The 23,959-nt window shown below is 66.9% G+C and carries 16 protein-coding genes; 13 read left to right on the top strand and 3 right to left on the bottom strand.

Annotation, left to right across the window (positions count from 1 at the left end; translation table 11 throughout):
- Window positions 1-33: 33 nt before the first annotated feature.
- Window positions 34-1,917: an RICIN domain-containing protein gene (locus CYFUS_RS24750; protein ID WP_095987476.1), complete on the bottom strand. Its 1,884-nt coding sequence runs from the start codon at window positions 1,915-1,917 to the stop codon at window positions 34-36.
- A gap of 573 nt (window positions 1,918-2,490) precedes the next feature.
- Between CYFUS_RS24750 and CYFUS_RS24745 the strand changes: the two genes are divergently transcribed.
- The 6 genes from CYFUS_RS24745 to CYFUS_RS24720 all read left to right on the top strand — a co-directional run bounded on the left by CYFUS_RS24745 (window position 2,491) and on the right by CYFUS_RS24720 (window position 12,317).
- Window positions 2,491-3,900 (top strand): glycoside hydrolase family 43 protein, encoded by a 1,410-nt coding sequence (locus CYFUS_RS24745; RefSeq protein ID WP_095987475.1) that lies wholly within the window; start codon window positions 2,491-2,493, stop codon window positions 3,898-3,900.
- A gap of 59 nt (window positions 3,901-3,959) precedes the next feature.
- On the top strand, window positions 3,960-5,024 hold the full coding sequence (gene chvE, locus CYFUS_RS24740; protein ID WP_095987474.1) for a multiple monosaccharide ABC transporter substrate-binding protein: 1,065 nt from the start codon (window positions 3,960-3,962) through the stop codon (window positions 5,022-5,024).
- 65 nt (window positions 5,025-5,089) lie between these two features.
- Window positions 5,090-8,116, top strand: a complete 3,027-nt coding sequence (locus tag CYFUS_RS24735) for an MGH1-like glycoside hydrolase domain-containing protein (protein WP_095987473.1) — start codon at window positions 5,090-5,092, stop codon at window positions 8,114-8,116.
- 73 nt (window positions 8,117-8,189) lie between these two features.
- Window positions 8,190-9,719, top strand: a complete 1,530-nt coding sequence (mmsA, locus tag CYFUS_RS24730) for a multiple monosaccharide ABC transporter ATP-binding protein (protein WP_095987472.1) — start codon at window positions 8,190-8,192, stop codon at window positions 9,717-9,719.
- 35 nt (window positions 9,720-9,754) lie between these two features.
- Window positions 9,755-10,933, top strand: coding sequence for a multiple monosaccharide ABC transporter permease (gene mmsB / locus CYFUS_RS24725; protein WP_095992200.1), 1,179 nt, complete (start codon window positions 9,755-9,757; stop codon window positions 10,931-10,933).
- A gap of 7 nt (window positions 10,934-10,940) precedes the next feature.
- Entirely contained in the window at window positions 10,941-12,317 is a 1,377-nt protein-coding gene (locus tag CYFUS_RS24720; protein ID WP_157758632.1) for an iron-containing alcohol dehydrogenase, read from the top strand.
- A 27-nt stretch (window positions 12,318-12,344) separates the two neighbouring features.
- Here CYFUS_RS24720 and CYFUS_RS24715 read toward each other — a convergent pair whose 3' ends face one another.
- Window positions 12,345-13,334, bottom strand: coding sequence for a LacI family DNA-binding transcriptional regulator (locus CYFUS_RS24715; RefSeq protein ID WP_198316753.1), 990 nt, complete (start codon window positions 13,332-13,334; stop codon window positions 12,345-12,347).
- A gap of 306 nt (window positions 13,335-13,640) precedes the next feature.
- Here CYFUS_RS24715 and CYFUS_RS24710 point away from each other — a divergent pair, with 306 nt between their 5' ends.
- From CYFUS_RS24710 to araD, 7 genes are all read left to right on the top strand, one after another.
- On the top strand, window positions 13,641-15,338 hold the full coding sequence (locus CYFUS_RS24710) for a ribulokinase (protein WP_095987469.1): 1,698 nt from the start codon (window positions 13,641-13,643) through the stop codon (window positions 15,336-15,338).
- 48 nt (window positions 15,339-15,386) lie between these two features.
- The gene (gene araA / locus CYFUS_RS24705; protein ID WP_095992199.1) at window positions 15,387-16,889 is read left to right on the top strand and encodes an L-arabinose isomerase; all 1,503 of its coding nucleotides are present in this window, start codon (window positions 15,387-15,389) and stop codon (window positions 16,887-16,889) included.
- 106 nt (window positions 16,890-16,995) lie between these two features.
- Window positions 16,996-17,967, top strand: a complete 972-nt coding sequence (locus CYFUS_RS24700; RefSeq protein WP_095987468.1) for an ABC transporter substrate-binding protein — start codon at window positions 16,996-16,998, stop codon at window positions 17,965-17,967.
- A 32-nt stretch (window positions 17,968-17,999) separates the two neighbouring features.
- Complete coding sequence (locus CYFUS_RS24695; RefSeq protein WP_095987467.1) at window positions 18,000-19,547, top strand: sugar ABC transporter ATP-binding protein; 1,548 nt, start codon at window positions 18,000-18,002, stop codon at window positions 19,545-19,547.
- On the top strand, window positions 19,544-20,620 hold the full coding sequence (locus CYFUS_RS24690; RefSeq protein ID WP_095987466.1) for an ABC transporter permease: 1,077 nt from the start codon (window positions 19,544-19,546) through the stop codon (window positions 20,618-20,620). Before CYFUS_RS24695 ends, CYFUS_RS24690 begins: the two co-directional genes overlap by 4 nt.
- Window positions 20,617-21,732 carry a galactofuranose ABC transporter, permease protein YjfF gene (gene yjfF / locus CYFUS_RS24685; protein ID WP_095987465.1) on the top strand — a complete coding sequence of 372 codons (1,116 nt, stop codon included), beginning with the start codon at window positions 20,617-20,619 and terminating at the stop codon, window positions 21,730-21,732. Before CYFUS_RS24690 ends, yjfF begins: the two co-directional genes overlap by 4 nt.
- A 39-nt stretch (window positions 21,733-21,771) precedes the next feature.
- Window positions 21,772-22,470 (top strand): L-ribulose-5-phosphate 4-epimerase AraD, encoded by a 699-nt coding sequence (araD, locus tag CYFUS_RS24680; protein ID WP_095987464.1) that lies wholly within the window; start codon window positions 21,772-21,774, stop codon window positions 22,468-22,470.
- A 57-nt stretch (window positions 22,471-22,527) separates the two neighbouring features.
- Here araD and CYFUS_RS24675 read toward each other — a convergent pair whose 3' ends face one another.
- Entirely contained in the window at window positions 22,528-23,952 is a 1,425-nt protein-coding gene (locus CYFUS_RS24675; protein WP_095987463.1) for a family 43 glycosylhydrolase, read from the bottom strand.
- Window positions 23,953-23,959 lie beyond the last annotated feature (7 nt).

The following is a 23,959-nucleotide window of genomic DNA, read 5'->3' as shown; positions in this document are numbered from 1 at the left end:
CCATCTGGGCGCCCAAGTGCAACGGGAAACCGATCAGTAGGGCCGCAGGTGGAAGCGCTGGCAGGTGTTGTCCAGCCAGCTGTACTGCTGGACCGTGCCCCCCTCGGACAGGGAGCAGCTGGACACGTCGAGGGCCTTGCCACTGTGCCGGGCGATGAGCCGGGTGGTGCCATCCGCCAGCGGCTCGATGCGCCACTGGGAATGGGTGCCCGAGCAGGAGCCCGTGACGGTGCGCGCGGAGTTGGCGGTGGAAGCCCCCTCGATGACGAGACAGCTTCCGGAATTGGAGACCGGCGAGATCTGGAAGTACCCATCCCCGGTAGGGGTGAAGTTCCACCGCTGACAGTTGTTCCCCAGCCAGCTCCACTGGTTCACGCGGGTGCCGTCCGCGGTGCCGCAGTTGGCCACGTCCAGCACCTTGCCACTCGAGACGTTGACGATCGCCACCGGTCCCACCGGCTGGAGCTGCCACTCCTGACAGGTGTTGCCCAACCCGGACCACAGGTTCACGGCCGACCCGTCCGCGCTCGCGCAGTTGGCCACGTCCAGCACCTTGCCGCTGTTGCGGTTCTGCAGACGGAACCACCCCTCCGAGGTGGCCACGGGCATCCACTGCTGGCACGCATTGCCCAACCACGACCACTGGCCCACGCGGGTGCCGTCCGCGGTGCCGCAGTTGACGGCGTCCAGGGACTTGCCGGTGCTGCTGTTCACCAACCGGTAGTACCCGTCAGCGGTCGGATCGAGCACCCAACCGGTGGCCGCACTGGAGCAGGAGGCCAGGACCGCGCTCGCCCCATCGCCACTCGAGCCCCCGCTCACTCCCATGCACTTGTTCGCCGACCGGCTCACCAGCTTGTAGGCCGCGCCGCGCACGGCGGTCGTGATGGGCGCGCGCTCCCCGGAGGGAACCGCGAGCGACGTGCCGAGGGAGACGGGAGTGCCGAAGGAGGGCGTGCCGTCCGAGTTCCAGGTGAAGGACTGCGCGCGGGTCGAGCGCGTCCGCGAGCAGCCCTGATTGGCGGCGCTGTTGGCGTGATAGACGATCCAGCTTTGCGTGCCATCCGGCGAGGTGAAGAAGCCGTTGTGACCCGGCCCGTAGACGCCATTGGCGTCGGAGCGCTGGAACACGGGGCTGGTGGACTTCTTCCAGGAGGAGAGGCTCAGCGGATCACTCCCGGTGAGCGTCAACATTCCGAGCTTGTAGTCCGGGGTCCCGCAGAAGCTGGCCGAGTAGATGAGGAAGGTCTTGCCGCCGCGCTGCAGGACCACGGGACCCTCGTTGACGGGGGCGCCCTGCGTCTCCCAGCTGTACGTGGGATTGGAGAGCAACACCTTCGTACCGCTCGTGGTCCAGGGGTTGCTCATCTTGGCGATCCACATGTTCTGGTTGCTGCCCTCGAACGCCGAGGAGAGCAGGTACAGCGAGCCGTTGACCTGGAGATAGGAGCCATCGATGTTCCAGCCGGTGCCCTGGGGCTCGCTCTTGAAGGCATAGGGCCCCATGGGATCGTCTCCCGCGCTCTCGAGCACCACCAGGTGCTGGTTATCGAAGTTGCCTCCCGTGCCGGCCGTGAACATGAAGTACCAGCGGTACCCATTGGGGCCATTGAGCCGATGGAACTCGGGAGCCCAGAAGTTACAGCACCGGCTGGCCGTGGTGTCCGACCAGATCACCACCGGCGTCGCGGTACTCAGCCCCGCCAGGGTCGGCGATTTGCGCATCATCATCTGCGAGGACCATGTCGTCGTTGCCAGGTAGTAGTTGCCATTGTAGTACTGCAGCCAGGGGTCCGCTCCATCCTCCAGCAAGGGATTGCGAAAGGAGGTCTCACCGACCGCGAGCGCGGGCGGAGCGGGGAGAACCAGAACGGCCAGGCCAAGCAGCAACGCGGTGAACGCCCGGGAGTGTGCCATGTATCACTTTCCATCAGGGGATGCGGACACCTGCGCGCGAAGCCGGTCTGGCCATCACCAGGGCACGAGGCCCTGGATGCCATGCCAGCGGAGGGAGCAGCCTGTCCGGTGCGGGAACAGGGGATGTGAACGTTCACATCCCCTGGGCCGAAGCTGCGCTCATCCACGAACATTGTCAACCGCATCTCAAACGGCGCGGTGCATCATGGGCTCCGGCACGGACTCCGCGCCCAACACCCCACGGCCATGGGTGTTCGGCACCGGACAGTGCCATGAGGGACGCCGTTCACCCCGAGGTCAGCCGCGCCAGGCAGCGGCCGAGCGGAAAATCACACCCCGCTTGAGCGGATGACTCGTGCCAGCCATTTCCTGACTCGTGCCAGCAGGGCCTCCCAAGCCATTCAATCCCTGACGGCGCAATGCATCATGAGCAAGGCGCGCCGGGTCCAGGGCAGCGCGTCATGAGACGGCTTCCCTGCTCCTTCGGGTTTGTCATTGCACGCGGGTTTCATCCGTTGGTACCTTCGCGACGCCCCAGGGATGTGAACGCTCACAATTCGACCGGAGACACGGATGTTCAGCGCCCCCCCGCTCCCACGCCCTTCCCGCCTCACCTCGCTGGCCTCCGCGTTGAGCGCCCTGTGCCTCGTGCTCGCGGGCCCGGGAGCGTGGGCCCAGACGACGAGCGCGTCCGCTTTCGCCATGGGCTACTTCACCGAGTCTCCCAACGGACTGGCCAGCGACTATGGCCTGCACCTCGCGGTGAGCGACGACGGACGGGAGTGGACGCCGCTCAACCAGAACGCGCCCGTGGTGACGCCGACCCTCGGCACCAAGGGCCTGCGCGACCCGTTCATCCTGCGCAAGCAGGACGGCACCTTCGTCGTCCTGGCCACGGACCTCTACGGACTCGACTTCTCCAAGCAGAACCAGTTCATCCATGTCTGGGACTCCCGCGGCCTGACGTCCTTCGAGAACTACCGGCGGGTGAAGCTGCATGATCTGCCGACCCATTCGTGGGCGCCCGAGTCCTTCTGGGACGCTCAACGCGGGCAGTACGCGGTCATCTACTCCGCCTTCAACGGCACGCGCGACGTCATCCTCGTCAACTACACGAGCGACTTCGTCACCTTCTCGGCGGCCCAGACGTACTTCGACCCGGGCTTCAACGTGCTCGACGCGACGATGCACTCCCACGGCGGCGTCAACTACCTGTATTTCAAGCGCACGAGCGACAACCGCCTCATGGGGGCGCGCTCCACGTCGCTGGCGCCGGGCGCCTTCAACGCGTCCATCTACACACGGGCCTTCGATGGGCTCGGCGCCACCGAGGCCCCCATCGTCGTCAAGTCGCTCGACCGCGACGAGTGGACGATGTGGGGGGACATCTACACGCCGGTCAACGGCCGCTTCTTCGCCTGGCGCTCGGGGAACATCACCCAGGACGCCTGGGAGCCGCTGAGCCAGCGCCTGTACACGCAGCCCATCAACTCCAAGCACGCCACCATCGTGGCCCTCACCTCGGCGGAGAAGTCCGCGCTGATCAGCCGCTACGGCACGCCGGCGTGGATCCGCCTCAAGTCGTACAACTACCCCGACCGCTACGTGCGCCACGCCAACTACGAGGGCCGTGTGGACCCCTACCCCATGGATCCCTATACGGACTCGCAGTTCCGCCTGGTGGGCGGGCTCGCCAGCTCGAGCGGCGTGTCGCTGCAGTCGGTGACCGATCCGGGCCTCTACCTGCGCCACTCGGGCTTCGAGGTGCGCCTGGCCCGCGATGACGGCTCGGCCAGCTTCGCCGCGGACGCGACCTTCACGCGCGCGGCCGGCCTGGCCAATGCCTCCTGGACGACGCTGCGGTCCTGGAACTACCCGGATCGGGCCCTGCGCCACCAGGGCTTCCGCTTGCGCATCGATCCCATCAACGCCTCCTCGTCGCTGACCGACCGGGAGGATGCGACCTTCGCCCTGACCCGCTGAGTGACAACCCCTCCCATGCACCTCGGTGCACGACCCCCAACGCAGGTGTGAGAAACGACATGAAATCAATTGGCTCCATGGTGGTGGCAGTGGCGGTGGGTGCGCTCGCGCTCATGGCTGGCGCGTGCACCCAGGACAAGGCGACCATCGGCGTCTCGATGCCCACCAAGTCCTCGGCCCGCTGGATCGACGATGGCAACAACATGGTCAAGGCCCTCCAGGCGAAGGGCTACAAGGTCGATCTGCAATATGCGGAGGACGACATCCCGAATCAGCTCGCCCAGATCGAGAACATGCTCACCAAGGGCTCCAAGGTGCTGGTGATCGCCGCCATCGACGGCACCACCCTGTCCAACGCGCTGCAGCAGGCGGCCGATCAGGGCATCAAGGTCATCGCCTATGATCGCTTGATTCGCGACTCGAAGAACGTCGACTACTACGCCACCTTCGACAACTTCCAGGTGGGGGTGCTCCAGGGTGGCTACATCGAAAAGGCGCTCGGCCTGAAGGAGGGCAAGGGCCCCTTCAACATCGAGCTCTTCGGCGGCTCGCCCGACGACAACAACGCGTTCTTCTTCTACAACGGCGCCATGTCCGTGCTCAAACCGTACCTCGACAGCGGCAAGCTCGTGGTGCGCTCGGGGCAGGTGGGAATGGACAAGGTCTCGACCCTGCGCTGGGACGGCGCCGTCGCCCAGGCGCGCATGGACAACCTGTTGAGCGCCTACTACGCCGACAAGCGCGTGGACGCCGTCCTCTCGCCCTATGATGGCCTCAGCATCGGCATCCTCTCCTCGCTCAAGGGCGTGGGCTATGGAACCCCGACGCAGCCCATGCCCATCGTGACGGGCCAGGACGCGGAGGTGCCCTCCGTGAAGTCCATCCTCGCCAAGGAGCAGACGTCCACGGTGTTCAAGGACACCCGCGAGCTCGCCCGGGTCACGGCCAACATGGTGGATGCCATCCTCACCGGGAAGACGGTCGAGGTGAACGACACCCAGACCTACAACAACGGGGCGAAGATCGTGCCCTCCTTCCTGCTCAAGCCCGTGAGCATCGACGCCACCAATTGGAAGCAGGTCCTCGTCGATGGCGGCTACTACAAGGAGAACCAACTCAAGTAGGTTCGACGGCAAGGAATGTTAACGCTCACGGCATCCGGGCCGTGAACCGGCTGTGGAGAAAACACATGGCAATACCCGCATCCCGTTCCAGCGCCCGACGAGCAGTCGGACTGGGTCTGACCTTCGCCCTGTCCGGCGCGCCGGAACCGGTCGCCGCGGAGCCCGTGGCCCCGGCACCGGTCGCGTCAGCCATTGCCGGACCGTTGAACCGGGATGCGATCCTGGCGGCGCAGCGCCTCGACGAGCCCCAGTGGTACAAGGACAACATCCCCTTCCTGGACACGCCGGACGACAAGATCGACGAGGTCTATTACTACCGCTGGAGCACCTACAAGCGGGCGCTGCGCTACACCGTGCCCGGCACGGGCTATGTCTCCACGGAGTATGACGTCCCGATCGGCTACGCCGGCAACCCCTACACGGCGCTTCCAGATGCGGCCGGCTACCACATCCAGGATGGACGGTGGCTCGCCAATCCGGACTACGCCGGGGACTACCTGGACTTCTGGCTGCGCGGTGCCGGCTACACCGGAACCTTGAACTTCTCCGAGTGGATCATCGATGCCGCCTATCAACGGGCGCTGGTGACCGGAGATCAGCGGGATCTGATCTCCCGCCTCCCGGAGCTCATCGGGCTGTACCAGCGCTGGAATGGCCGACTCGTCGACAACTTCCCCCTCAACGGTGGAGCGTCGAACGCGAAGCTGTATTGGCAATCGCCGCTGTCGGACGCGACGGAGTACACCGAGACGTCCATGAAGAGCAGCAATTGGTTCGGCGGCGGTGCCGGCTACCGCCCGACCATCAATGCCTACATGTACGCCGCCGCCACCGCGATCAGCAAGCTCGCCCGCGCCGCCGGAGACACCGCGACCGCCGACGATTACGCGTCCAGGGCCGCGTCCATCAAGGACGGCGTGCAGAAGGCCCTGTGGGATCCCCAGCGATCCTTCTTCTTCCAGGTGTACACCACCTATGACGACTCCAATGGAGCCTTGAAAGGCACGCGAACCACCTGGCGTGAGCTGATGGGGTACGCGCCCTGGGCCTACAACCTTCCGGACGCGCAGTATTCGTCCGCCTGGCAGTTCCTGACCCAGCCCGACGGTTTTGGCGCCGCCTACGGTCCCACCACGCTCGAGCGCATGCACCCGCTCGAGGCAGAGCAGGCCGTCATCGCCAACGCCACCCGGTGGACCTCGGGCTCCGCCTCCAACGGCTCGTACATCGGTCAGATCGACCTGGCCACCAGCAGCGTCACCTTCACGGTCGACGCACCGGGCGACGGCACGTACCCGGTGAAGGTGTTCTACGCCAACGCGACGGGCGCCAGCAGCACGCATCAGTTGTTCGTCAACGGCGCGTCGACGCCGCAGACCGTCACCTACCCGGCGACCCCTGCCTGGGGCCAATTCTCCGCTCAGCAATTCGTGACGGTGCAGGTCGCGATGCGCGCCGGGTCCAACGCCTTGAAGTTCCAGAAGGGCACCGGCTACGCCGAGCTGGACAAGATCTCCGCCAATCCCTACTTCAACTACCAGGCCATCCCATCCCAGCCCAATCGCGAGGACTGGAACTGCTGCCATTGGAACGGCCCGAGCTGGCCGTTCCAGACCAGCCAGGTGCTCGCCGGTCTGGCCAATCTGCTCCAGAACTACCCGGCCCAGTCCTACATCACGGCGGCGGACTACCGGGAGATGCTCAGCGACTTCACGGCGCTGCAGTACAAGGAGGGCAAGCCCTACGTGGCCGAGGCGGCCAATGGCGACACCGGCCAGTGGATCTACGACGGCTTCAACTTCAGCGAGCACTACAACCACTCCTCCTACATCGATCTCGTGCTCACCGGCCTGCTGGGAATCAAGCCCCAGGCCAATGACACCCTGGTGCTCAAGCCACTGGTGTCACCATCCTGGGACTACTTCGCGGTCCAGGATCTGCCCTATCACGGCCACAAGCTCACCCTCGTGTTCGACCGGTACGGCACCCGCTACGGTCAGGGCTCGGGTCTCCGGGTCATCCAGGATGGCCAGTTGATCCACAGCGCGGCCACGCTGGGTGAGACGACCCTCAAGGTCGCCCCGACGGTGCTGCCGGCGGCCAGACCGCGGATGATGAACGTGGCCGCCAATCCGCTGACCATGGAGCAGGATTGGCTCAACCGAACGATCACCCAGCCCTACCCGCGCGCGTTCGCCTCGTACACCAACCCGGTGTCCAACGGGCCGCGATGCCACAGCGGACAGACGTGCCGGCCGACCACCTATGATCAGCCCATGCGGGCCACCGATGGGTGGATCCGGTATGACGCCATCCCGGACAACCGGTGGACCAACCTGGGCTCCCCGAATGCCACCGACCACCTCGGCGTGGACTTCGGAGCGGTGCGGCCCCTCCAGCAGGTGAGCCTCTACCTCTACGATGACCGCGATCGAATCCGCGCGCCGGCCGCGTATGACGTCCAGTACCTGGACGGGCAGACGTGGAGAAGCATTCCCAACCAGATCAAGACGCCGGCCACGCCGGTGGGCAATGATCTCAACACGGTGACCTTCCCGGTCCTCTCGACGTCTCAGCTGCGCGTCGTCTTCACGCCCCAGGGTGGCAAGTTCGTGGGCGTCACCGAGTTGCAGTCGTGGTACCCCCAGCCGCCGCCCGTGCGGCTCGTCAGCAAGAACAGCGGCCTGGAGCTGGCGGTGACGGGAGACTCCATGGCCTTTGGCGCCGAGGTGTCGCAGCAGGCCGCCACCGGGGCGCGCTCGCACCAGTGGAACGTGGTCCCAGCGGAGAACGGGTTCTCCAAGCTCATCAACGTCCAGAGCGGACTGGTGCTGGGCATCCGCGACGCCTCCACCGCCGCGGGCGCCCTCGCGCTGCAGTGGGGCGACACCCTGACCCGGGATCACCTGTGGTCCATCGTGGACATGGGCAATGGCTACTCCAAGCTCGTGAACGCCCACAGCGGGATGGTGCTGGGCATCCGCGACGCGTCCCGGTCCGTGGGGGCCCCCGCGCTGCAATGGCACGACACCGGCACCGACGATCATCGGTGGCGCATCGAGGCCGCCGCTCCCTCGTCCGCGGCCCCGTGAGGCCCCGGACGGCCGACATGACGGGCCCCGTGCACGAGACGCACGGGGCATTCCCTTCCACCAGGACTTCCTCATGACCGCTGTGCTCGAAATGCGGGGAATCACCAAGACGTTTCCCGGCGTGCGTGCGCTCCACGACGTCCACCTCACGGTCCAGGCCGGCGAAATCCATGCGTTGATCGGCGAGAACGGCGCGGGCAAATCCACCCTCATGAAGGTGCTGAGCGGCGTCCATCCGCATGGCACCTATTCGGGAGAACTCCTCTTCGAGGGCGAGGAGCGGCGCTTCTCGGGCATCTCGGACAGCGAGAAGCTCGGCATCATCATCATCCACCAGGAGCTCGCCCTCGTCCCCCTGCTGTCGATCGCCGAGAACATCTTCCTCGGCAACGAGCAGGCGGAGCACGGCGTCATCGACTGGTCCGTGACCCACGCGCGCACCCGGCAACTGCTCGATCGGGTCGGACTCCGGGAGTCCCCCGACACGCTCGTGACCGAGCTCGGCGTGGGCAAGCAGCAGCTCGTGGAGATCGCCAAGGCCCTGGCCAAGGAGGTCAAGCTGCTCATCCTCGATGAGCCGACCGCGAGTCTGAATGAAAGCGACAGCAGCGCGCTGCTCGATCTGCTGCTGCGGTTCAAGGAGCGGGGCATCACCTCCATCCTCATCTCCCACAAGTTGAACGAAATCACCCGGGTCGCGGACTCGATCACGGTGCTGCGCGATGGAGCGACCATCGAAACCCTGGACTGCCGCCGCGAGCCGGTCAGCGAGGACCGGATCATCCAGGGCATGGTCGGCCGGGGCATGGCGGACCGCTATCCCAAACGAAACCGGGTCCCGGGCGAGGTGCTCCTCGAGGTGGAGGGCTGGACAGCCCATCACCCGGTCCATCCCGCGCGGCGGGTCGTCAAGGACGTCTCCCTGACGCTGCGCCGCGGGGAGATTCTTGGCATCGCCGGTCTGATGGGAGCGGGCCGGACCGAGTTCGCGATGAGTCTGTTCGGCCGCACCTACGGCCGGGACATCCGTGGGCGCGTGCGCGTCGAGGGCCGGGAGGTCGACGTCAGCACGGTGGAGAAGGCCATCCGCCAGGGAATCGCCTACGTGACCGAGGACCGGAAGACCTATGGTCTGATCCTCTCCGAGGACATCCGCAAGAACGTGACGCTCGCCCATCTGGACGGGGTGTCGCGCTTCCAGGTCATCGACGAGGTGCGGGAGCTCGCGGTCGCGAACGAGTACCGGGACCGGCTGCGGATCCGCTCCTCGAGCATCTATCAGGAGACCTTGAACCTCTCGGGCGGCAATCAGCAGAAGGTGGTGCTCAGCCGCTGGCTCTTCGCCAATCCCAAGGTGTTGATCCTCGATGAGCCGACCCGCGGCATCGACGTGGGGGCCAAGTATGAGATCTACACGATCATCAACGAGCTCGCCCGGACGGGCAAGGGCGTGCTGATGATCTCCTCCGAGATGCCGGAGCTGCTCGGCATGTGCGACCGGATCCTCGTGATGAGCGAAGGCGCGCTCGTGGCGGAGTTCACGGCCGAGCAGGCGTCCCAAGAGAAGATCATGCAGGCCATCATGCGCAAGGGAGCACACTGACGATGGATACCGGGCTGACCCAAGAATCCCAAGCGTTGCGGACCGCCCCGCGTCCGCTTCCCTCGGTGGGGAGTTTCCTCAAGGCGCATTTCCGTGACTACGGCATGCTCCTGGCGCTGCTGGCGATCATGCTGTTCTTCCAGGTGTCCACCGGGGGAACGCTCCTCAAGCCGCTCAACCTGACGAATCTGGTATTGCAGAACAGCTACATCGTCATCATGGCGCTGGGCATGCTGCTCGTGATCGTCTCCGGGCACATCGACCTCTCCGTCGGCTCGGTGGTCGGATTCGTCGGGGGCCTCGCGGCGGTGCTGATGGTCGAGTACGGCCTGCCCTTCTTGCCGACGATGGGACTCTGCCTGGCGGTGGGTGGGCTCATCGGTGGCATCCAGGGGTACTGGGTCGCCTACATGCGCGTGCCTTCGTTCATCGTGACGCTCGCGGGCATGCTCGTCTTCCGGGGGTTGCAGCTCGCGCTGCTCGGGGGCCGGTCCGTCGGTCCCTTCTCCACCGGGTTCCAGAAGCTGAGCTCTGGCTTCATCCCCGACGTGTTCGGCGGGGGGGCACTCAACGCCACGTGCTTGCTCCTGGGCGCCACGACCGTGGCCGCGAGCCTGTGGGGGGGCGTTCGCCAGCGCCGCCAACAGCAGCAGCATGGGCTCGAGACGGTGCCCTTCGCCCTGTTCGCGTTCAAGAACGGGCTGCTCGCCGCGCTCGTCCTGTCCTTCTGCTATCTGCTCGCCACCTACCGCGGCCTGCCGAACGTGCTCCTGATCATGACCCTGCTGGTTGCCCTGTATGCCTTCGTGACGAACCGCACCGTGATGGGACGGCGCATCTACGCCCTCGGCGGCAACGAGAAGGCCGCGAGGCTCTCCGGCATCAAGACCGAACGGCTCACCCTGCTGGCCTTCGTCAACATGGGAGCGCTCGCGGCACTCGCCGGCCTCATCTTCGCGGCGCGCCTCAACACCGCGACCCCGAAGGCGGGCCTCGGCTTCGAGCTGGATGTGATCGCCGCCTGCTTCATCGGCGGGGCCTCGGCCGCTGGCGGCTTCGGCAAGGTCACGGGCGCGGTCATCGGCGCGTTGATCATGGGCGTGATGAACAACGGCATGTCGATCCTCGGCATCGGCATCGACTACCAGCAGATCATCAAGGGGCTCGTGCTCCTCGCCGCCGTGTCGGTCGATGTCTACAATCGCAAGAAGTAGAGGGCGTATGTCCACCTCGTCGGCTCTCCAGCAATTCCTCTCCCGCCTCGGCCCCGATGGAGTGCTCGCCTGTACGTGCGGCAGGCACCACGGCGTCCAGGTGAAGCAGGTGCTCATCGAAGAGGATGCGCTGCGGCAGTCCGCCAACCTCCTGCGGCGGCAGTGGGGGCAGAGCCCGACGATCTGGGTCCTGAGCGATGAACACACGGAAGCCGCCGCGGCGGAGCGCTGGAAGACCAGCGTTCACGCCGGAAGGCTCGTCGCGCGGATCCTTCCCGGAGTACCCCGGCCGGTGCCGACGCTGGCGCTGGCGCAGGAACTCGCCGCCGAGGTGCGGGCCGCGTCGCCAGATCTCCTGGTCGGCGTGGGCAGCGGCGTCATCAGCGATCTGGTGAAGAAGGTGTCCCTGGACACCGGCCTGCCCAACTGGTGCATCGCGACCGCCCCCTCGGTGGATGCCTACAGCTCGACGACCGCGGCGCTCCGCCTCCAGGGCTACCATCAAGCCGTCCCCGCGCGGCCCTCCGAGGTCATCGTGGGGGACCTGGAGGTGCTCGCCCGCGCCCCTCGCCTGCTGTTCCTGGCGGGCCTGGGAGATCTGCTGGCCAAGTACCTGGCACATCTGGACTGGCACCTCGCCCGGCTCGTGACGCAGGAGGCCTTCTGTGCACCCCTCGCCGGGCTGGCCCTCGACTCGGCCCGGGAAGCGCTGGCGGCCGCGCGGGCCTGGCGGACCCAGCCCCTCGAGGCGGTTCGCGCCCTCACCGAGGCGGCACTCGCCTCGGGCTTCGCGATGCAGGCGGTGGGCAGCTCACGGCCAGCGGCCTCGGCCGAGCACACCATCGCGCATTTCTGGGAGATGGCGGGCGCGGTGGCCGAGGAGGAGAAGGATCTGCACGGACTGTTGGTCGGCGCCGCGTGCCGGCTCGTGCTGCCCGGCTACGTCGGCTGGTACCGCCAGCTCGGAGGGGTGGCGGTGGACGTGGAAGCCCGGCTCGCCGCCCTGGAACAGGCACCGCCCTGGCACGAGCGCCTGGAGGCGGCGATGGTGCCCTTCCGTCACAAGATGGAGGGGGAGATGCGCGGCCGGACCTTCGACCGCCAGGCGCTGGCCCAGCGCCTCGACGCGTTCGCCAGGCAGAGGGATGTCCTCCAGGGCATGGCCGAGCCCCTGCTGAAGGAACTCGCCGACGCCATCGCGCTGCTGGAGCGCATCGGCTTTCCCTTCGCGCTGGAGGAGCTGGGAATCGACGCGCGCCACGGGATGCCCCCCGTCCGCCATGCCCGGCTGCTGCGCAACCGCTACACGACCTTCGATCTCGCGCACGAGCTGGGCCAGGAGGACGCGCTCCTCGCCCTGATCTCGCGCGGCGCGCTGGAGTGACGGGCGGCGCACTGCCCGCCGCCGGCCTCAGCGCGCCTTCGCCGCGGCGGTGCTCTGGCGCAGGATGAGCTGAATGGGCACCAGGACATGCTCCTTGGTCTTCGCACTGCCCTCGATCTGTCCGAGGAGCAGGTGGATGCAGCGCCGCCCCACCTCGGCGAAGTCCTGGCGCACCGTGGTGAGCGGGGGCGTGAAGTAGCCCGCCTCGGGGATGTCATCGAAGCCGACGATGCTGATCTGCCGGGGCTTCTCCCGGTTGACCTCGTGGAGCCGACGCAGCAGCCCCAGGGCCATCTGATCATTGGCCACGAAGACCGCGGTCGCGTCGGGCTTGTCCAACAACTGCCGGCCCAGCTCATAGCCGGAGTGGGCACTCCAGTCCCCCCGCAACAGCGCGGGGATGGGGGCTCCCGCCTGCTTGAGCGCCGCCTGCCACCCGGAGATGCGCTGCTCGGCCTCGATCCAATCCGCGGGCCCGGCGAGGTGCCAGACGGTCCGATGGCCGAGATCCAACAGGTGCTGCGTGGCGGCCTTCGCGCCGCCGATCTGATCCACGGCGACCACGGGCACCGCGTTCGTGGAGCCGGCACCGACCGCGACCACGGGAAGGTTCGGGGGCAACCGGCGCAGGGCCTCCAACGCGGTGGTATGGGGCGCGATGACCACGACCCCGTCGACCGCCTGGTCCCGCAGAAGCTGCACCGCGTCGAGGACCGAGGTGCGGCTGCGCGAGCGCAGGCTGGTGATGCTGACCGCGTAGCCCGCGTTGTGCGCCGCCTCCTCGATGCCGAGCAGGGTCGACGCGGGACCGTAGTGCACGGTGTCCAGGCTGACGACCCCGATGACCCGCGAGCGCCCCGTGACCAGCGCCTGCGCCACCGAGTTGGGCCGGTAGTTGAGTTGCCGGATGGCCGCGAGAACGCGCTCGCGGGTTTCTCCCTTCACGTGCGGACTGTCGTGCAACACGCGCGAGACCGTCTGATGCGATACCCGGGCCAGCTTCGCGACATCCGTCATGACGGCGGGCCCTTGCCCACCCTTCCGAATCTTACTTCCCTTCTGTGATCCACTGCTCATACTCGACAGCCTATCCCCGTCTGGTTGACCGCGCCCCTGAATAAATACGCCGACACCGAGCCTGTTCCCGGCTCGGCCCAGACAGGCTGGCACGTGTCATGCGCTGGCGCAACGCATCATGTCTTCCCTCCAGAAGCCCTTGCTTGACGTCCCCCCATGTGAACGTTCACAATTCTTGGCCATGGGATGTCCTTGCGAGAAAGCCTGGTCACGTTCCCACCCCTCGAAATCCACTTGGAGGTCCCCATGAAGCGCGGGGCGTTTGTCATCGGGATTGATTTTGGAACGGACTCGGTCCGGGCGGTGATCGCGGACGCGGCGGATGGGGAAGTGGTGAGTGTCTCGGTTCAGCATTATCCGCGATGGGCCCGGGGGCTCTATTGCGAGCCGAACGAGAACCGCTTCCGCCACCACCCGCTGGATTATCTGGAGGCGATGCAGGCGGCGATCACGGAAGTGACCGCACGGGCGGGACGAGAGGTCGCCTCCCGGGTGCGTGGCATCGCGGCCGACACCACCGGCTCGACGCCCGTCCTCACGGACAAACGCGGCGTGCCCCTCGCGCTCACGCCCGGGTTTCGCGAGGACCCGGACGCCATGTTCCTCTTGTGGAAGGATCACACGGCGGTGGCGCAAGCGGAGCGCATCAACCAGACAGCGCGCACCTGGGGCGGGGCCGACTTCACGAAGTACGAGGGCGGTATCTACTCCAGCGAGTGGTTCTGGGCGAAGGTGCTGCACGTCGTGGAGACCAATCCCGCGGTGTCCCAGGCGGCGGTCAGCATCCTGGAGTTGTGTGATTGGATTCCTGCCGTCCTCACCGGGTGCGACGACCTCGGCAAGCTCAAGCGCAGCCGCTGCGCCGCGGGGCACAAGGCGATGTGGCACGCCGAGTTCGGCGGCTACCCAGCGGATGAGTTCCTCGCCCGGCTCCATCCGCGCCTGGTCGAGTTCAAGGCCTCGCTCGGGCAGGAGACCTTCACCTCGGACATCCCCTTTGGCACGCTCTCCGCGGAGTGGGCGGTGAAGCTGGGCCTGCCGCACGACACCCTCGTCGCCGTGGGCGCCTTCGATGCGCACATGGGCGCGGTGGGCGGCAACATCAAGCCCCATCAACTCCTGAAGATCATGGGGACGAGCAGCCTGGACATGGCCGTGGCGCCCCGGACGCGGGGGCCGGAGCGGCTGGTGCCGGGCATCTGCGGCCAGGTCGACGGCTCCATCATCCCGGGGATGATGGGCTACGAGGCGGGACAGTCAGCCTTCGGCGATGTCTATGCCTGGTTCAAACGGCTGCTCTGTTGGCCCCTCGATGCCCTGCTTCCCTCCCAGACCGGAACCGACCCGGAGACCCGCCGCGTCCTCGGCGACGCGCTCATGGAGCGCATCCTTCCGGAGCTCGAGCGCGCCGCGAAGGAGCTTCCGCTCGAGGACGGCTCGCTCCTGGCGCTCGACTGGATGAACGGACGCCGGACGCCCGACGCGAATCAACGCCTCAAGGGGGCCGTCACGGGCATCACCCTGGGCACGGACGCCCCGCGGCTCTACCGGGCCCTGGTGGAGGCGACGGCCTTCGGCTCGCGCGCCATCGTCGAGCGCTTCCGGGCGGAGGGGGTCCGGCTCGACAGTGCCATCGCCATTGGCGGCGTGGCGCGCAAGAGCCCCTTCATCATGCAGACCGTGGCGGATGTGATGGACATGGAGATCTCCGTCTGCGCGGGCGACCAGGCCGTGGCGGTGGGGGCGGCGATGTTCGCGGCGACCGCCGCGGGCCTCTACCCCCGGGTCGAGGCGGCGCAGGAGGCCATGTCCCCCGGCACCGAGCGGACGTACCGGCCCGACCCGGCGCGCGCCCACCACTATGCGTCGCTCTATTCGAAGTACCTCGAGCTGGGCGGCTTCGTGCAGAGGCAGCTGACCCGGCAGGACGACGCCCACCCTTGAACATGACCGGTCCGGAGCCGGACCGGGACGAGAACCAGGAGCATGAGCATGATTGACTTGAAGACGCAGGAAGTGTGGTTCCTCACGGGCAGTCAGCACCTGTATGGGAACGAGGCCCTCGCGAAGGTCGCCGCCAACTCACGGCAGATCGCCGAGTACCTCGACTCCTGCGGCAAGCTGCCGGTCCGCGTGGTCTGCAAGCCCACGCTCACCGACGCCGAGGCGATCCAGAACGTCTGCCTGGAGGCCAACAACTCGCCGAACTGCGTGGGCGTCATCACCTGGATGCACACCTTCTCGCCGTCGAAGATGTGGGTCGCCGGGCTATCGCGCCTCCAGAAGCCCCTGGCCCACCTGCATACCCAGACCGAGCGGGAGCTGCCCTGGGACAAGATCGACATGGAGTTCATGAACCTGAACCAGTCCGCCCATGGCGACCGTGAGTTCGGGTTCATCGGGGCCCGGCTGCGGCTGGAGCGGAAGATCATCGTCGGCTACTGGAAGGACGAGGATGTCCTGGCGAAGCTCGACGGCTGGGCGCGGTCGGCCTGCGGCCTCGCCGAGTCGCGGCGCATGAAGATCGTCCGCTTCGGCGGCATGAACATGAGGGAGGTGGCCGTCACCGGCGGCGACCGCCTCGAGGCGCAGATCCAGCTCGGCTGGTCCGTCAATGGCCACGCGGTGGGAGATCTGGTCGGACGCATCGCCGACGTGAGCGACGCCGAGGTCGATGCCCAGCTCTCGGTGTACGAGGACTCGTACACCCTCGTCCCCGCCCTGCGGAAGGGCGGCGAGCGCCGTTCGGGCCTGCGCGATGCGGCGCGACAGGAGATCGGCATGCGCGGCTTCCTGCGCGAGGGCGGCTTCAGCGCCTTCACCACCACGTTCGAGGATCTCCACGGGCTCAAGCAACTGCCCGGCCTCGCCTGCCAGCGGCTCATGACGGAGGGCTACGGCTTCGGCGCGGAGGGTGACTGGAAGACGGCCGCGCTGCTGCGCGTCATGAAGGTGATGAGCGCGGGACGCCCCGGGGGCGCCTCCTTCATGGAGGACTACACGTACCACCTGGCCAAGGGGCGCGAGCTCGTGCTCGGCGCGCACATGCTCGAGGTCTGCCCGTCGATCTCCGACAGCAAGCCGTCGCTCGAGGTGCACCCGCTCGACATCGGCGGCAAGGCGCCGCCCTGCCGTCTGGTCTTCGCGGCCGGGACCGGTCCCGCGCTCAACGCGACCCTCGTCGACATGGGGGGACGCATGCGGATGATCGTGAACGAGCTGGAGGTGGTGAAGGCCGAGAGCCCGATGCCGAACCTGCCCGTGGCGCACGCCGTCTGGAAGCCCCTGCCCGACTTCAAGAGCAGCTGCGAGGCGTGGATCCTCGCGGGCGGCGCGCACCACGCGGGCTTCAGCCGCGCCGTCTCCGTCTCCCAGCTCCAGGACTTCGCGGCGATGGCGGGCCTCGAGTTCATCCACATCGGTCCAGGGACGAGCCTCACCGCCCTCAAGAACGAGCTGCGCTGGAACGACCTCGCCTACCGGCTGGCCCGCTAGTCGCGCGCCGGCTTCGCACCGTGTCACGGCGGGCCCGACACCCGGCGTGACACGGCTTCCCCTTCCTCAAACCCCAGAGCCGTACCTCCCTCCAGAGAGCCACCCCATGAAGAGTGTCACGTTCAAGGTCGCTTCCGCGGTCGTCGTCTTCCTCGCGCTGATTCCCGGTGCCGTGCTGGCCAAGGACTCCATCGTGCTCGGCTTCTCCCAGGTGGGCGCCGAGAGCGAGTGGCGCACGGCCAACACCCAGTCGATCAAGGAGGCCGCCACCCAGGAGGGCATCACCCTGAAGTTCTCCGATGCCCAGCAGAAGCAGGAGAACCAGATCAAGGCCATCCGCTCCTTCATCGCCCAGCGGGTGAACGTGATCGCCTTCTCGCCCGTGGTCGAGACCGGCTGGGAGCCCGTCCTGCGCGAGGCCAAGGCGGCCCGCATCCCCGTCATCCTCACCGACCGCGCCGTCTCCGTGAAGGACGAGTCGCTCTGGCTGTCCTTCCTGGGCTCGGACTTCGTGGAGGAGGGCCGCCGCGCCGCGAAGTGGCTCGTCAGCTACCCGCCCATCCAGGAGCTCGCGGCCAAGGGCGAGGTGAACATCGTCGAGCTCCAGGGCACGGTGGGCTCCGCTCCCGCCATCGATCGCAAGAAGGGCTTCGAGGAAGTGCTCAAGGAGCAGCCGAAGTTCAAGATCATCCGCTCGCAGACCGGTGACTTCACCCGCGCCAAGGGCAAGGAAGTCATGGAGGCGTTCCTCAAGGCCGAGGGCAAGAAGATCAACGTGCTCTACGCGCACAACGACGACATGGCCATTGGCGCCATCCAGGCCATCGAGGAGGCCGGCCTGAAGCCCGGCAAGGACGTGGTCATCGTGTCCATCGACGCGGTGAAGGGCGCCTTCGAGGCGATGATCGCCGGCAAGCTCAACTGCACGGTGGAGTGCAACCCGCAGTTGGGGCCGCAGCTGATGCGCCTGGTGAAGGACGTGGTGGCCGGCAAGCAGGTGCCCCGGCGCATCGTCACGCAGGAGTCCGTGTTCCCCCAGGAGAGCGCCGCCCGCGAGTTCCCGAACCGCAAGTACTGAGCCCCAGAGCCTCGCGCGCGGAGGAGAGGAACATGACGCAAACCGTTCCAGTGCTCGAAATGAGGGGAATCTCCAAGCGGTTCTCCGGCGTCCAGGCGCTCCAGGGCGTGGACTTCCGCCTGCTGCCCGGCGAGGTCCATACGGTCATGGGCCAGAATGGCGCGGGCAAGTCCACGCTGATCAAGATCCTCACGGGGGTTCATCGTCCGGACTCGGGCCGCATCCTGCTGCAAGGTCAGGACATCAAGCCCCGGAGCCCGCTCGAGGCACGCAAGCTGGGCATCAGCACGGTGTACCAGGAGGTCAACCTCTGCCCGAACCTCTCGGTCGCGGAGAACATCTGCCTCGGCCAGGACGCCTCCGAGACCTTCGCCATCCGCTGGAAGCAGATGCACCAGAAGGCGGAGGCGCTGCTGGCGGACCTCAATCTCCAGCTCGACGTCACCGCTCCCCTCTCCTCCTACTCCATCGCGGTGCAGCAGGTGTGCGCCATCGCCCGCGCCCTGAGCGCGCGGGCGAAGATCCTCATCCTCGACGAGCCCACCTCGAGTCTCGCCGAGGACGAGGTGAAGATGCTCCTGTCGGTCATGAGGAAGCTCCGGGCGCAGGGGATGGCCATCCTCTTCGTCACCCACTTCCTCGAGCAGGTCTTCGAGATCTCCGACCGCATCACCGTCCTCAGGAACGGAGAGCTCGTCGGCGAGTACCCCGTCCAGGAGGTGTCGCGCATCGAGCTGGTCACCCGGATGGTCGGCCGTGAAGTGGCCGGGACGGGCCCGGGCCGGGGCAAGAGCGCGCGCGTCCCCGCGGGCACGCAGGCCGTCGCGCACGAGGCGCCGACCTCGGCCGAGGGGCCCTTCCTCAGCGCGGAGGGACTCGGCCGGCGGGGCTCGGTCCAGGACGTGGGCCTGGAGGTGCGACGGGGCAAGGCCCTGGGCATGGGAGGGCTGCTGGGCTCGGGACGGACCGAGATCGCCCGGCTGCTCTTCGGCATCGATCGGGCCGAGAAGGGCTCCATCAAGATCGAGGGCCGGGCCGCGCGGATCTCCTCCCCCCTGGAGGCCATCCAGCACGGCATCGGCTTCTGCCCGGAGGATCGCAAGCACGAGGGAATCGTGGGCGAGCTGTCGATCCGCGAGAACATCCTGCTCGCGCTCCAGGCCAAGCGGGGCATCTTCCGCACGCTCTCGCGCAAGCGTCAGGACGAGCTCGCGGCGGGCTACATCGAGGCCCTGGGCATCAAGACCCCGAGCGCGGAGAAGCCCATCTCGCAGCTGTCGGGGGGAAACCAGCAGAAGGTCCTCCTCGCCCGCTGGCTGGCGACCGAGCCGCGCATGCTCATCCTCGACGAGCCGACCCGCGGCATCGACGTGGCGGCGAAGCACGAGATCATGGGGAAGGTGATGGAGCTGTGTGACAAGGGAATGGCCATCCTCTTCATCTCGTCGGAGATCGAGGAGGTGCTCTGCTACTCGGACCGCATCGCGGTCATGCGCGACCGGCGCAAGGTCAGTGAAATCAAGTCGGGCGAGGCGGACGAGAGCATGGTGTTCAAGATCATCGCGGGGGGACAGGTATGAGCGCGGCCACGAAGTCCCCCGGGGCGTCCCGGGCGTCCGAGTCCCTGCGAGCGCTGATCAGGGGACGGCTCTTCTGGCCGCTGATCACCCTGGCCCTGTTGCTCTCGTTCAACCTGGCCTTCAACGCGCACTTCTTCTCCGTCACCGTCCGGGACGGCCATCTGTATGGCAGCCTGATCGACATCCTCAACCGCGCCGCGCCCCTGATGATCGTCGCCATGGGGCTGACGCTGGTGATCGCCACCCATGGCATCGACATCTCGGTGGGCGCGGTGGTGGCCATCTCGGGAGCGGTGGCGGCGACGCTGATCGGCGGTCAGCTCTCTCCGGGCGGTGGAGCACCGGAGGCGGCCGGCCATCCGATGCCGCTCGTCATCCTCGCGGCCCTGGGCGTGGCGATGGCACTCGGAATGTGGAACGGCGCGCTCATCTCCTTCTTCGGCATGCAGCCCATCATCGCCACGCTGATCCTCCTGGTGGCGGGGCGCGGCGTGGCCCAGCTCATCACGGGCGGGCAGATCATCACCATCTACCACACCCCCTACTTCTTCATCGGCAATGGGTTCCTCGCGGGGCTGCCGTTCTCGCTCTTCATCGTGAGCGCCGTGCTGCTGTTCCTGCTGGTACTCACGCGCCGGACCGCGCTGGGACTCTTCATCGAGGCGGTCGGGCTCAATCCCGTCGCCGCCCGCTTCGCGGGAGTCCGGGCACGCGCCATCACCTTCTGGGCCTACGCCTTCTGTGGCCTGTGCGCCGGAATCGCGGGGCTCATCATCAGCTCGAACGTCAAGAGCGCGGACGGCAACAACGCGGGCCTGCTCTTCGAGCTGGATGCCATCCTCGCGGTGGTCCTGGGCGGAACATCGCTCAATGGCGGCCGGTTCACGCTGGTGGGCAGCGTGCTGGGGGCCCTCATCATCCAGACCCTCACCACGACCATCTACTCCGTCGGCGTGCCGCCCGAGGTGACGCTGGTGGTGAAGGCCGCCGTCGTCTTTCTCGTCAGCATCCTGCAGTCCGATCGGGTGCGCGACCGCATCACCTCGATGGGCAAGCTGGGGGAAGCACTGTGAGGAACGAGACCGACTCCAGGTTCTTCGCCGCGCCCCGCGTCCTCCCGGCTCGCGCGCCCGCGCGGCCCCGGCTGGATCCGCGGCACCTGCCGTTCATGGTCACCCTGGGACTGTTCGGGGTGATGTTCGGCGCGGGCTCGATCGCGTTCGACGGCTTCTTCTCCCTCCAGGTCTTCCTCAACCTGTTCATCGACAACGCCTTCCTGCTGATCTCCGCGGTCGGGATGACCTTCGTCATCATCTCCGGCGGCATCGATCTGTCGGTGGGCTCGGTGACCGCGCTCACCACCATGGTGCTGGCGCACCTCGTCGAGAACCGGGGCTGGAGCCCCGCGCTGGTCATCCCGCTGGTCCTGCTGATGGGAGCCACCATCGGACTGATCCATGGGGTCGTCATCCAGTACTTCTCGCTCCAGCCCTTCATCGTCACCCTGGCGGGCATGTTCCTCGCCCGGGGGCTCTGCTACCTCATCAGCGTCGACTCGATCGCCATCTCCCATCCCTTCTTCACCGACGTCTCCGCGATCCGCTATCCCCTGCCCTTCGAGACCTCCGTCTCCGTCAATGTCGTCATGGCGTTGGGGGTCCTGCTCGGAGCGGTGTACCTGGCGCACTTCACGCGCCTGGGGCGGACGCTGTATGCCATTGGCGGCAGTGAGCAGTCCGCCCTGCTGATGGGCCTGCCGGTCGCGCGGACGAAGATCTTCGTCTACACGTTCAGTGGTTTCTGTTCCGCCCTGGCGGGCATCGCCTTCACCTTCTACATGCTCTCTGGCTACGGGTTGCACGCGCAGGGAATGGAGATGGATGCCATCGCGGCGGTGGTGGTGGGGGGCACCCTGCTCACGGGCGGCGCGGGCCATGTCCTGGGCACCCTGGTCGGCGTGTTGATCTACGGCACCATCCAGACCCTCATCATGTTCGAGGGCAGCCTCAGCTCCTGGTGGACGAAGATCGTCATTGGCCTGCTGCTGCTCGTCTTCTGCCTGCTGCAGAAGGTGCTGGCGAGAGCGCCCGCGCGCCAGGGGTCCACCCGCGCGGCCCGGCAGGACTCCGCGCAACCCCACCCCGTTTCCTCCCCCATCGAGCGGACCGCCCAGGCGGGCGGGTAACCCCCACGCAGCACCCTTCCCCAACGGCATCGAGGCGCCATGGAATCGAAATACCACGCACTGAAAGAACGAGCCTGGGCGGCGAACATGGAGATCCCGCGGCGTGGGCTCGCCATCTATACCTTTGGCAATGTCTCCGCCCTGGACGCCCGGGCGGGCGTCTTCGCCATCAAGCCGAGCGGCGTGCCCTATGACCAGCTCCAGGTGGAGCACATGGTGGTGGTGGACCTCGAGGGGAGGATCGTCGAGGGCACCCTGCGGCCCTCCTCCGACACGCGGACCCACCTCGTCCTGTACCGCAACCTCAAAGGCTTGGGAGGCATCGTCCACACGCACTCGACCTATGCCACCGGCTGGGCCCAGGCCCACCTGCCCATCCCCATCTATGGCACCACCCACGCCGACCACCTCGCCGAGGACGTGCCCTGCACGGAGGTCATGAGCGCCGAGGCGGTGGAACGCGACTACGAGATGGAGACCGGCCAGCAGATCCTGGAATGCTTCCGCCACCGCGACCCCCTGCACACGCCCATGGTGCTGGTGGCCGGACATGCGCCCTTCGCCTGGGGAGAGACCCCCGAGAAGGCGGTCTACAACGCCGCCGTGCTGGAGGAGCTCGCGAAGATGGCCTTCATCACCCGTGGGATTCATCCCGAAGCCGCGCGTCTCCCCGACCGGCTCATTCGCAAACACTTCGAGCGCAAGCACGGACCGAGCGCGTACTACGGCCAGAAGTAGCGCGGACCGCCGGGCACACGCGGTGGCGCGTGCCCGGCGGTCCATCCCGCCCGGCCCTCAATCCGCGATGAACGTCGCGTCCGCCTTGTCCGTGGCGGTGGAGAGCGACTGGACGTAGAGCAGGTAGTTGAAGTGGCGCAGGTAGCGCCCGGCGTAGTTGTAGGACTCGAACGACGAGCCCTCGCTGCTCGCCAGGCCGGAGCGCTGGTAGAACGACGCATCGTTCTTGAACGAGGTGGAGCCATCACTCTTCTCCACCCAGGCCTCCAAGTTCTTGTGCCGCAGGTAGTAGCCCGGGAAGTTCGCCGACTCGAACGAGACCGTTCCCGAGCCGGACAGGCCCGGCACGAGCCGGAATTGCGAATCCGCCAGGGGATTCACATTGGTCTCGAGCCGGCCCCGGAACTCCCAGTGACGGATCACGTAGTTGGGCAGGTTGTATGACTTGAACCGGAAGGGCGTGGCCCCATCCGCCAGCGGAATTCCGAAGTTCGGTGTCCCGTCCGCGTTCCAGTAGATCTTCTGCACGCGGGTGTGGCGGTTCGGATCGTACAGCGGGTCCCCGTTGATCTGCTGGTAGGGGCGCGCGTGGTAGACGAGAAGGTCGCTCTGGCCGTCCTCGGACACGGTGAAGAAGTTGTGGCCGGGGCCGTACTGGCTCGTGTTCACGTTGCTGACGAACACGGGCGTCGGCGACTTCCGCCAGGAAGCGGGATTGAGGAGATCACTGCTGTCGGAGGCCGTCAGCATCCCCATGCAGTAACGGTCATCGGTCTTGCTGGCGGAATAGGTGACGAAGATCTTCCCGTTCTTCTTGAGGACCGCGGGGCCTTCGTTGACCCGGAAGCCCTGGGTCTCCCAGGCATACTCGGGCTTGGTCAGCAGCACCGGGGAGCCCGCGAGGGTGGTGGGGCTGCTCATCTTCGCGATGTACACATTGCTGTCTGGATTGTACTGCGCCCAGAGCATGTATCGCTGGCCGTTGTGCTCGAAGGTGGTGGCATCGAGCGAGAACGAATCCACTCCCGTGGAGATGGCGCCCTTCTCGGTCCAGGACCCGGTCAACGGGTTGGTACTGCTGTTCTCGAGGGCATACATACGGATCCTCCAGATATCGTTGGAGGCACCCGCCGCGAAGTAGATGTACCACTTGCCCGAGATGAAGTGGAGCTCCGGCGCCCAGATGTGCGCCGCCATCTCGCCGGAAGAATGCTTGCGCCAGACCACCGTCTCCGCCGCGGAGGCCAGGCCCTGGATCGACGTCGCGCGCCGCAGGATGATCCGGTCGTACTCCGGAACGGAAGCCGTGAAGTAGTAGTAGCCGTCGGTGTGCTTGAAGATCTGGGCGTCTGCCCGCTGGGCAATCAGGGGGTTCGTATACTTCGGGGGAGCAGCCAGGGCAGTTCCCGCCGCGAGGCCCAGGGACAGGGCCGCCACGACCAGGGAGAGCACGCGCTGCGGGAGGGATGAGCGTTTCGTCATTGAAGGT

Source organism: Cystobacter fuscus (genome assembly GCF_002305875.1).
Lineage (GTDB): Bacteria > Myxococcota > Myxococcia > Myxococcales > Myxococcaceae > Cystobacter > Cystobacter fuscus_A.
This window is presented reverse-complemented; position numbering and strand designations above follow the sequence as displayed.

What these genes read in the sequence shown, in the direction of transcription:
- CYFUS_RS24750 (WP_095987476.1), bottom strand. Translation starts at nt 1,917, where the DNA reads ATGGCACACTCCCGGGCGTTCACCGCGTTGCTGCTTGGCCTGGCCGTT.
- CYFUS_RS24745 (WP_095987475.1), top strand. Translation starts at nt 2,491, where the DNA reads ATGTTCAGCGCCCCCCCGCTCCCACGCCCTTCCCGCCTCACCTCGCTG.
- chvE (WP_095987474.1), top strand. Translation starts at nt 3,960, where the DNA reads ATGAAATCAATTGGCTCCATGGTGGTGGCAGTGGCGGTGGGTGCGCTC.
- CYFUS_RS24735 (WP_095987473.1), top strand. Translation starts at nt 5,090, where the DNA reads ATGGCAATACCCGCATCCCGTTCCAGCGCCCGACGAGCAGTCGGACTG.
- mmsA (WP_095987472.1), top strand. Translation starts at nt 8,190, where the DNA reads ATGACCGCTGTGCTCGAAATGCGGGGAATCACCAAGACGTTTCCCGGC.
- CYFUS_RS24720 (WP_157758632.1), top strand. Translation starts at nt 10,941, where the DNA reads ATGTCCACCTCGTCGGCTCTCCAGCAATTCCTCTCCCGCCTCGGCCCC.
- CYFUS_RS24715 (WP_198316753.1), bottom strand. Translation starts at nt 13,334, where the DNA reads ATGACGGATGTCGCGAAGCTGGCCCGGGTATCGCATCAGACGGTCTCG.
- CYFUS_RS24710 (WP_095987469.1), top strand. Translation starts at nt 13,641, where the DNA reads ATGAAGCGCGGGGCGTTTGTCATCGGGATTGATTTTGGAACGGACTCG.
- araA (WP_095992199.1), top strand. Translation starts at nt 15,387, where the DNA reads ATGATTGACTTGAAGACGCAGGAAGTGTGGTTCCTCACGGGCAGTCAG.
- CYFUS_RS24700 (WP_095987468.1), top strand. Translation starts at nt 16,996, where the DNA reads ATGAAGAGTGTCACGTTCAAGGTCGCTTCCGCGGTCGTCGTCTTCCTC.
- CYFUS_RS24695 (WP_095987467.1), top strand. Translation starts at nt 18,000, where the DNA reads ATGACGCAAACCGTTCCAGTGCTCGAAATGAGGGGAATCTCCAAGCGG.
- CYFUS_RS24690 (WP_095987466.1), top strand. Translation starts at nt 19,544, where the DNA reads ATGAGCGCGGCCACGAAGTCCCCCGGGGCGTCCCGGGCGTCCGAGTCC.
- araD (WP_095987464.1), top strand. Translation starts at nt 21,772, where the DNA reads ATGGAATCGAAATACCACGCACTGAAAGAACGAGCCTGGGCGGCGAAC.
- CYFUS_RS24675 (WP_095987463.1), bottom strand. Translation starts at nt 23,952, where the DNA reads ATGACGAAACGCTCATCCCTCCCGCAGCGCGTGCTCTCCCTGGTCGTG.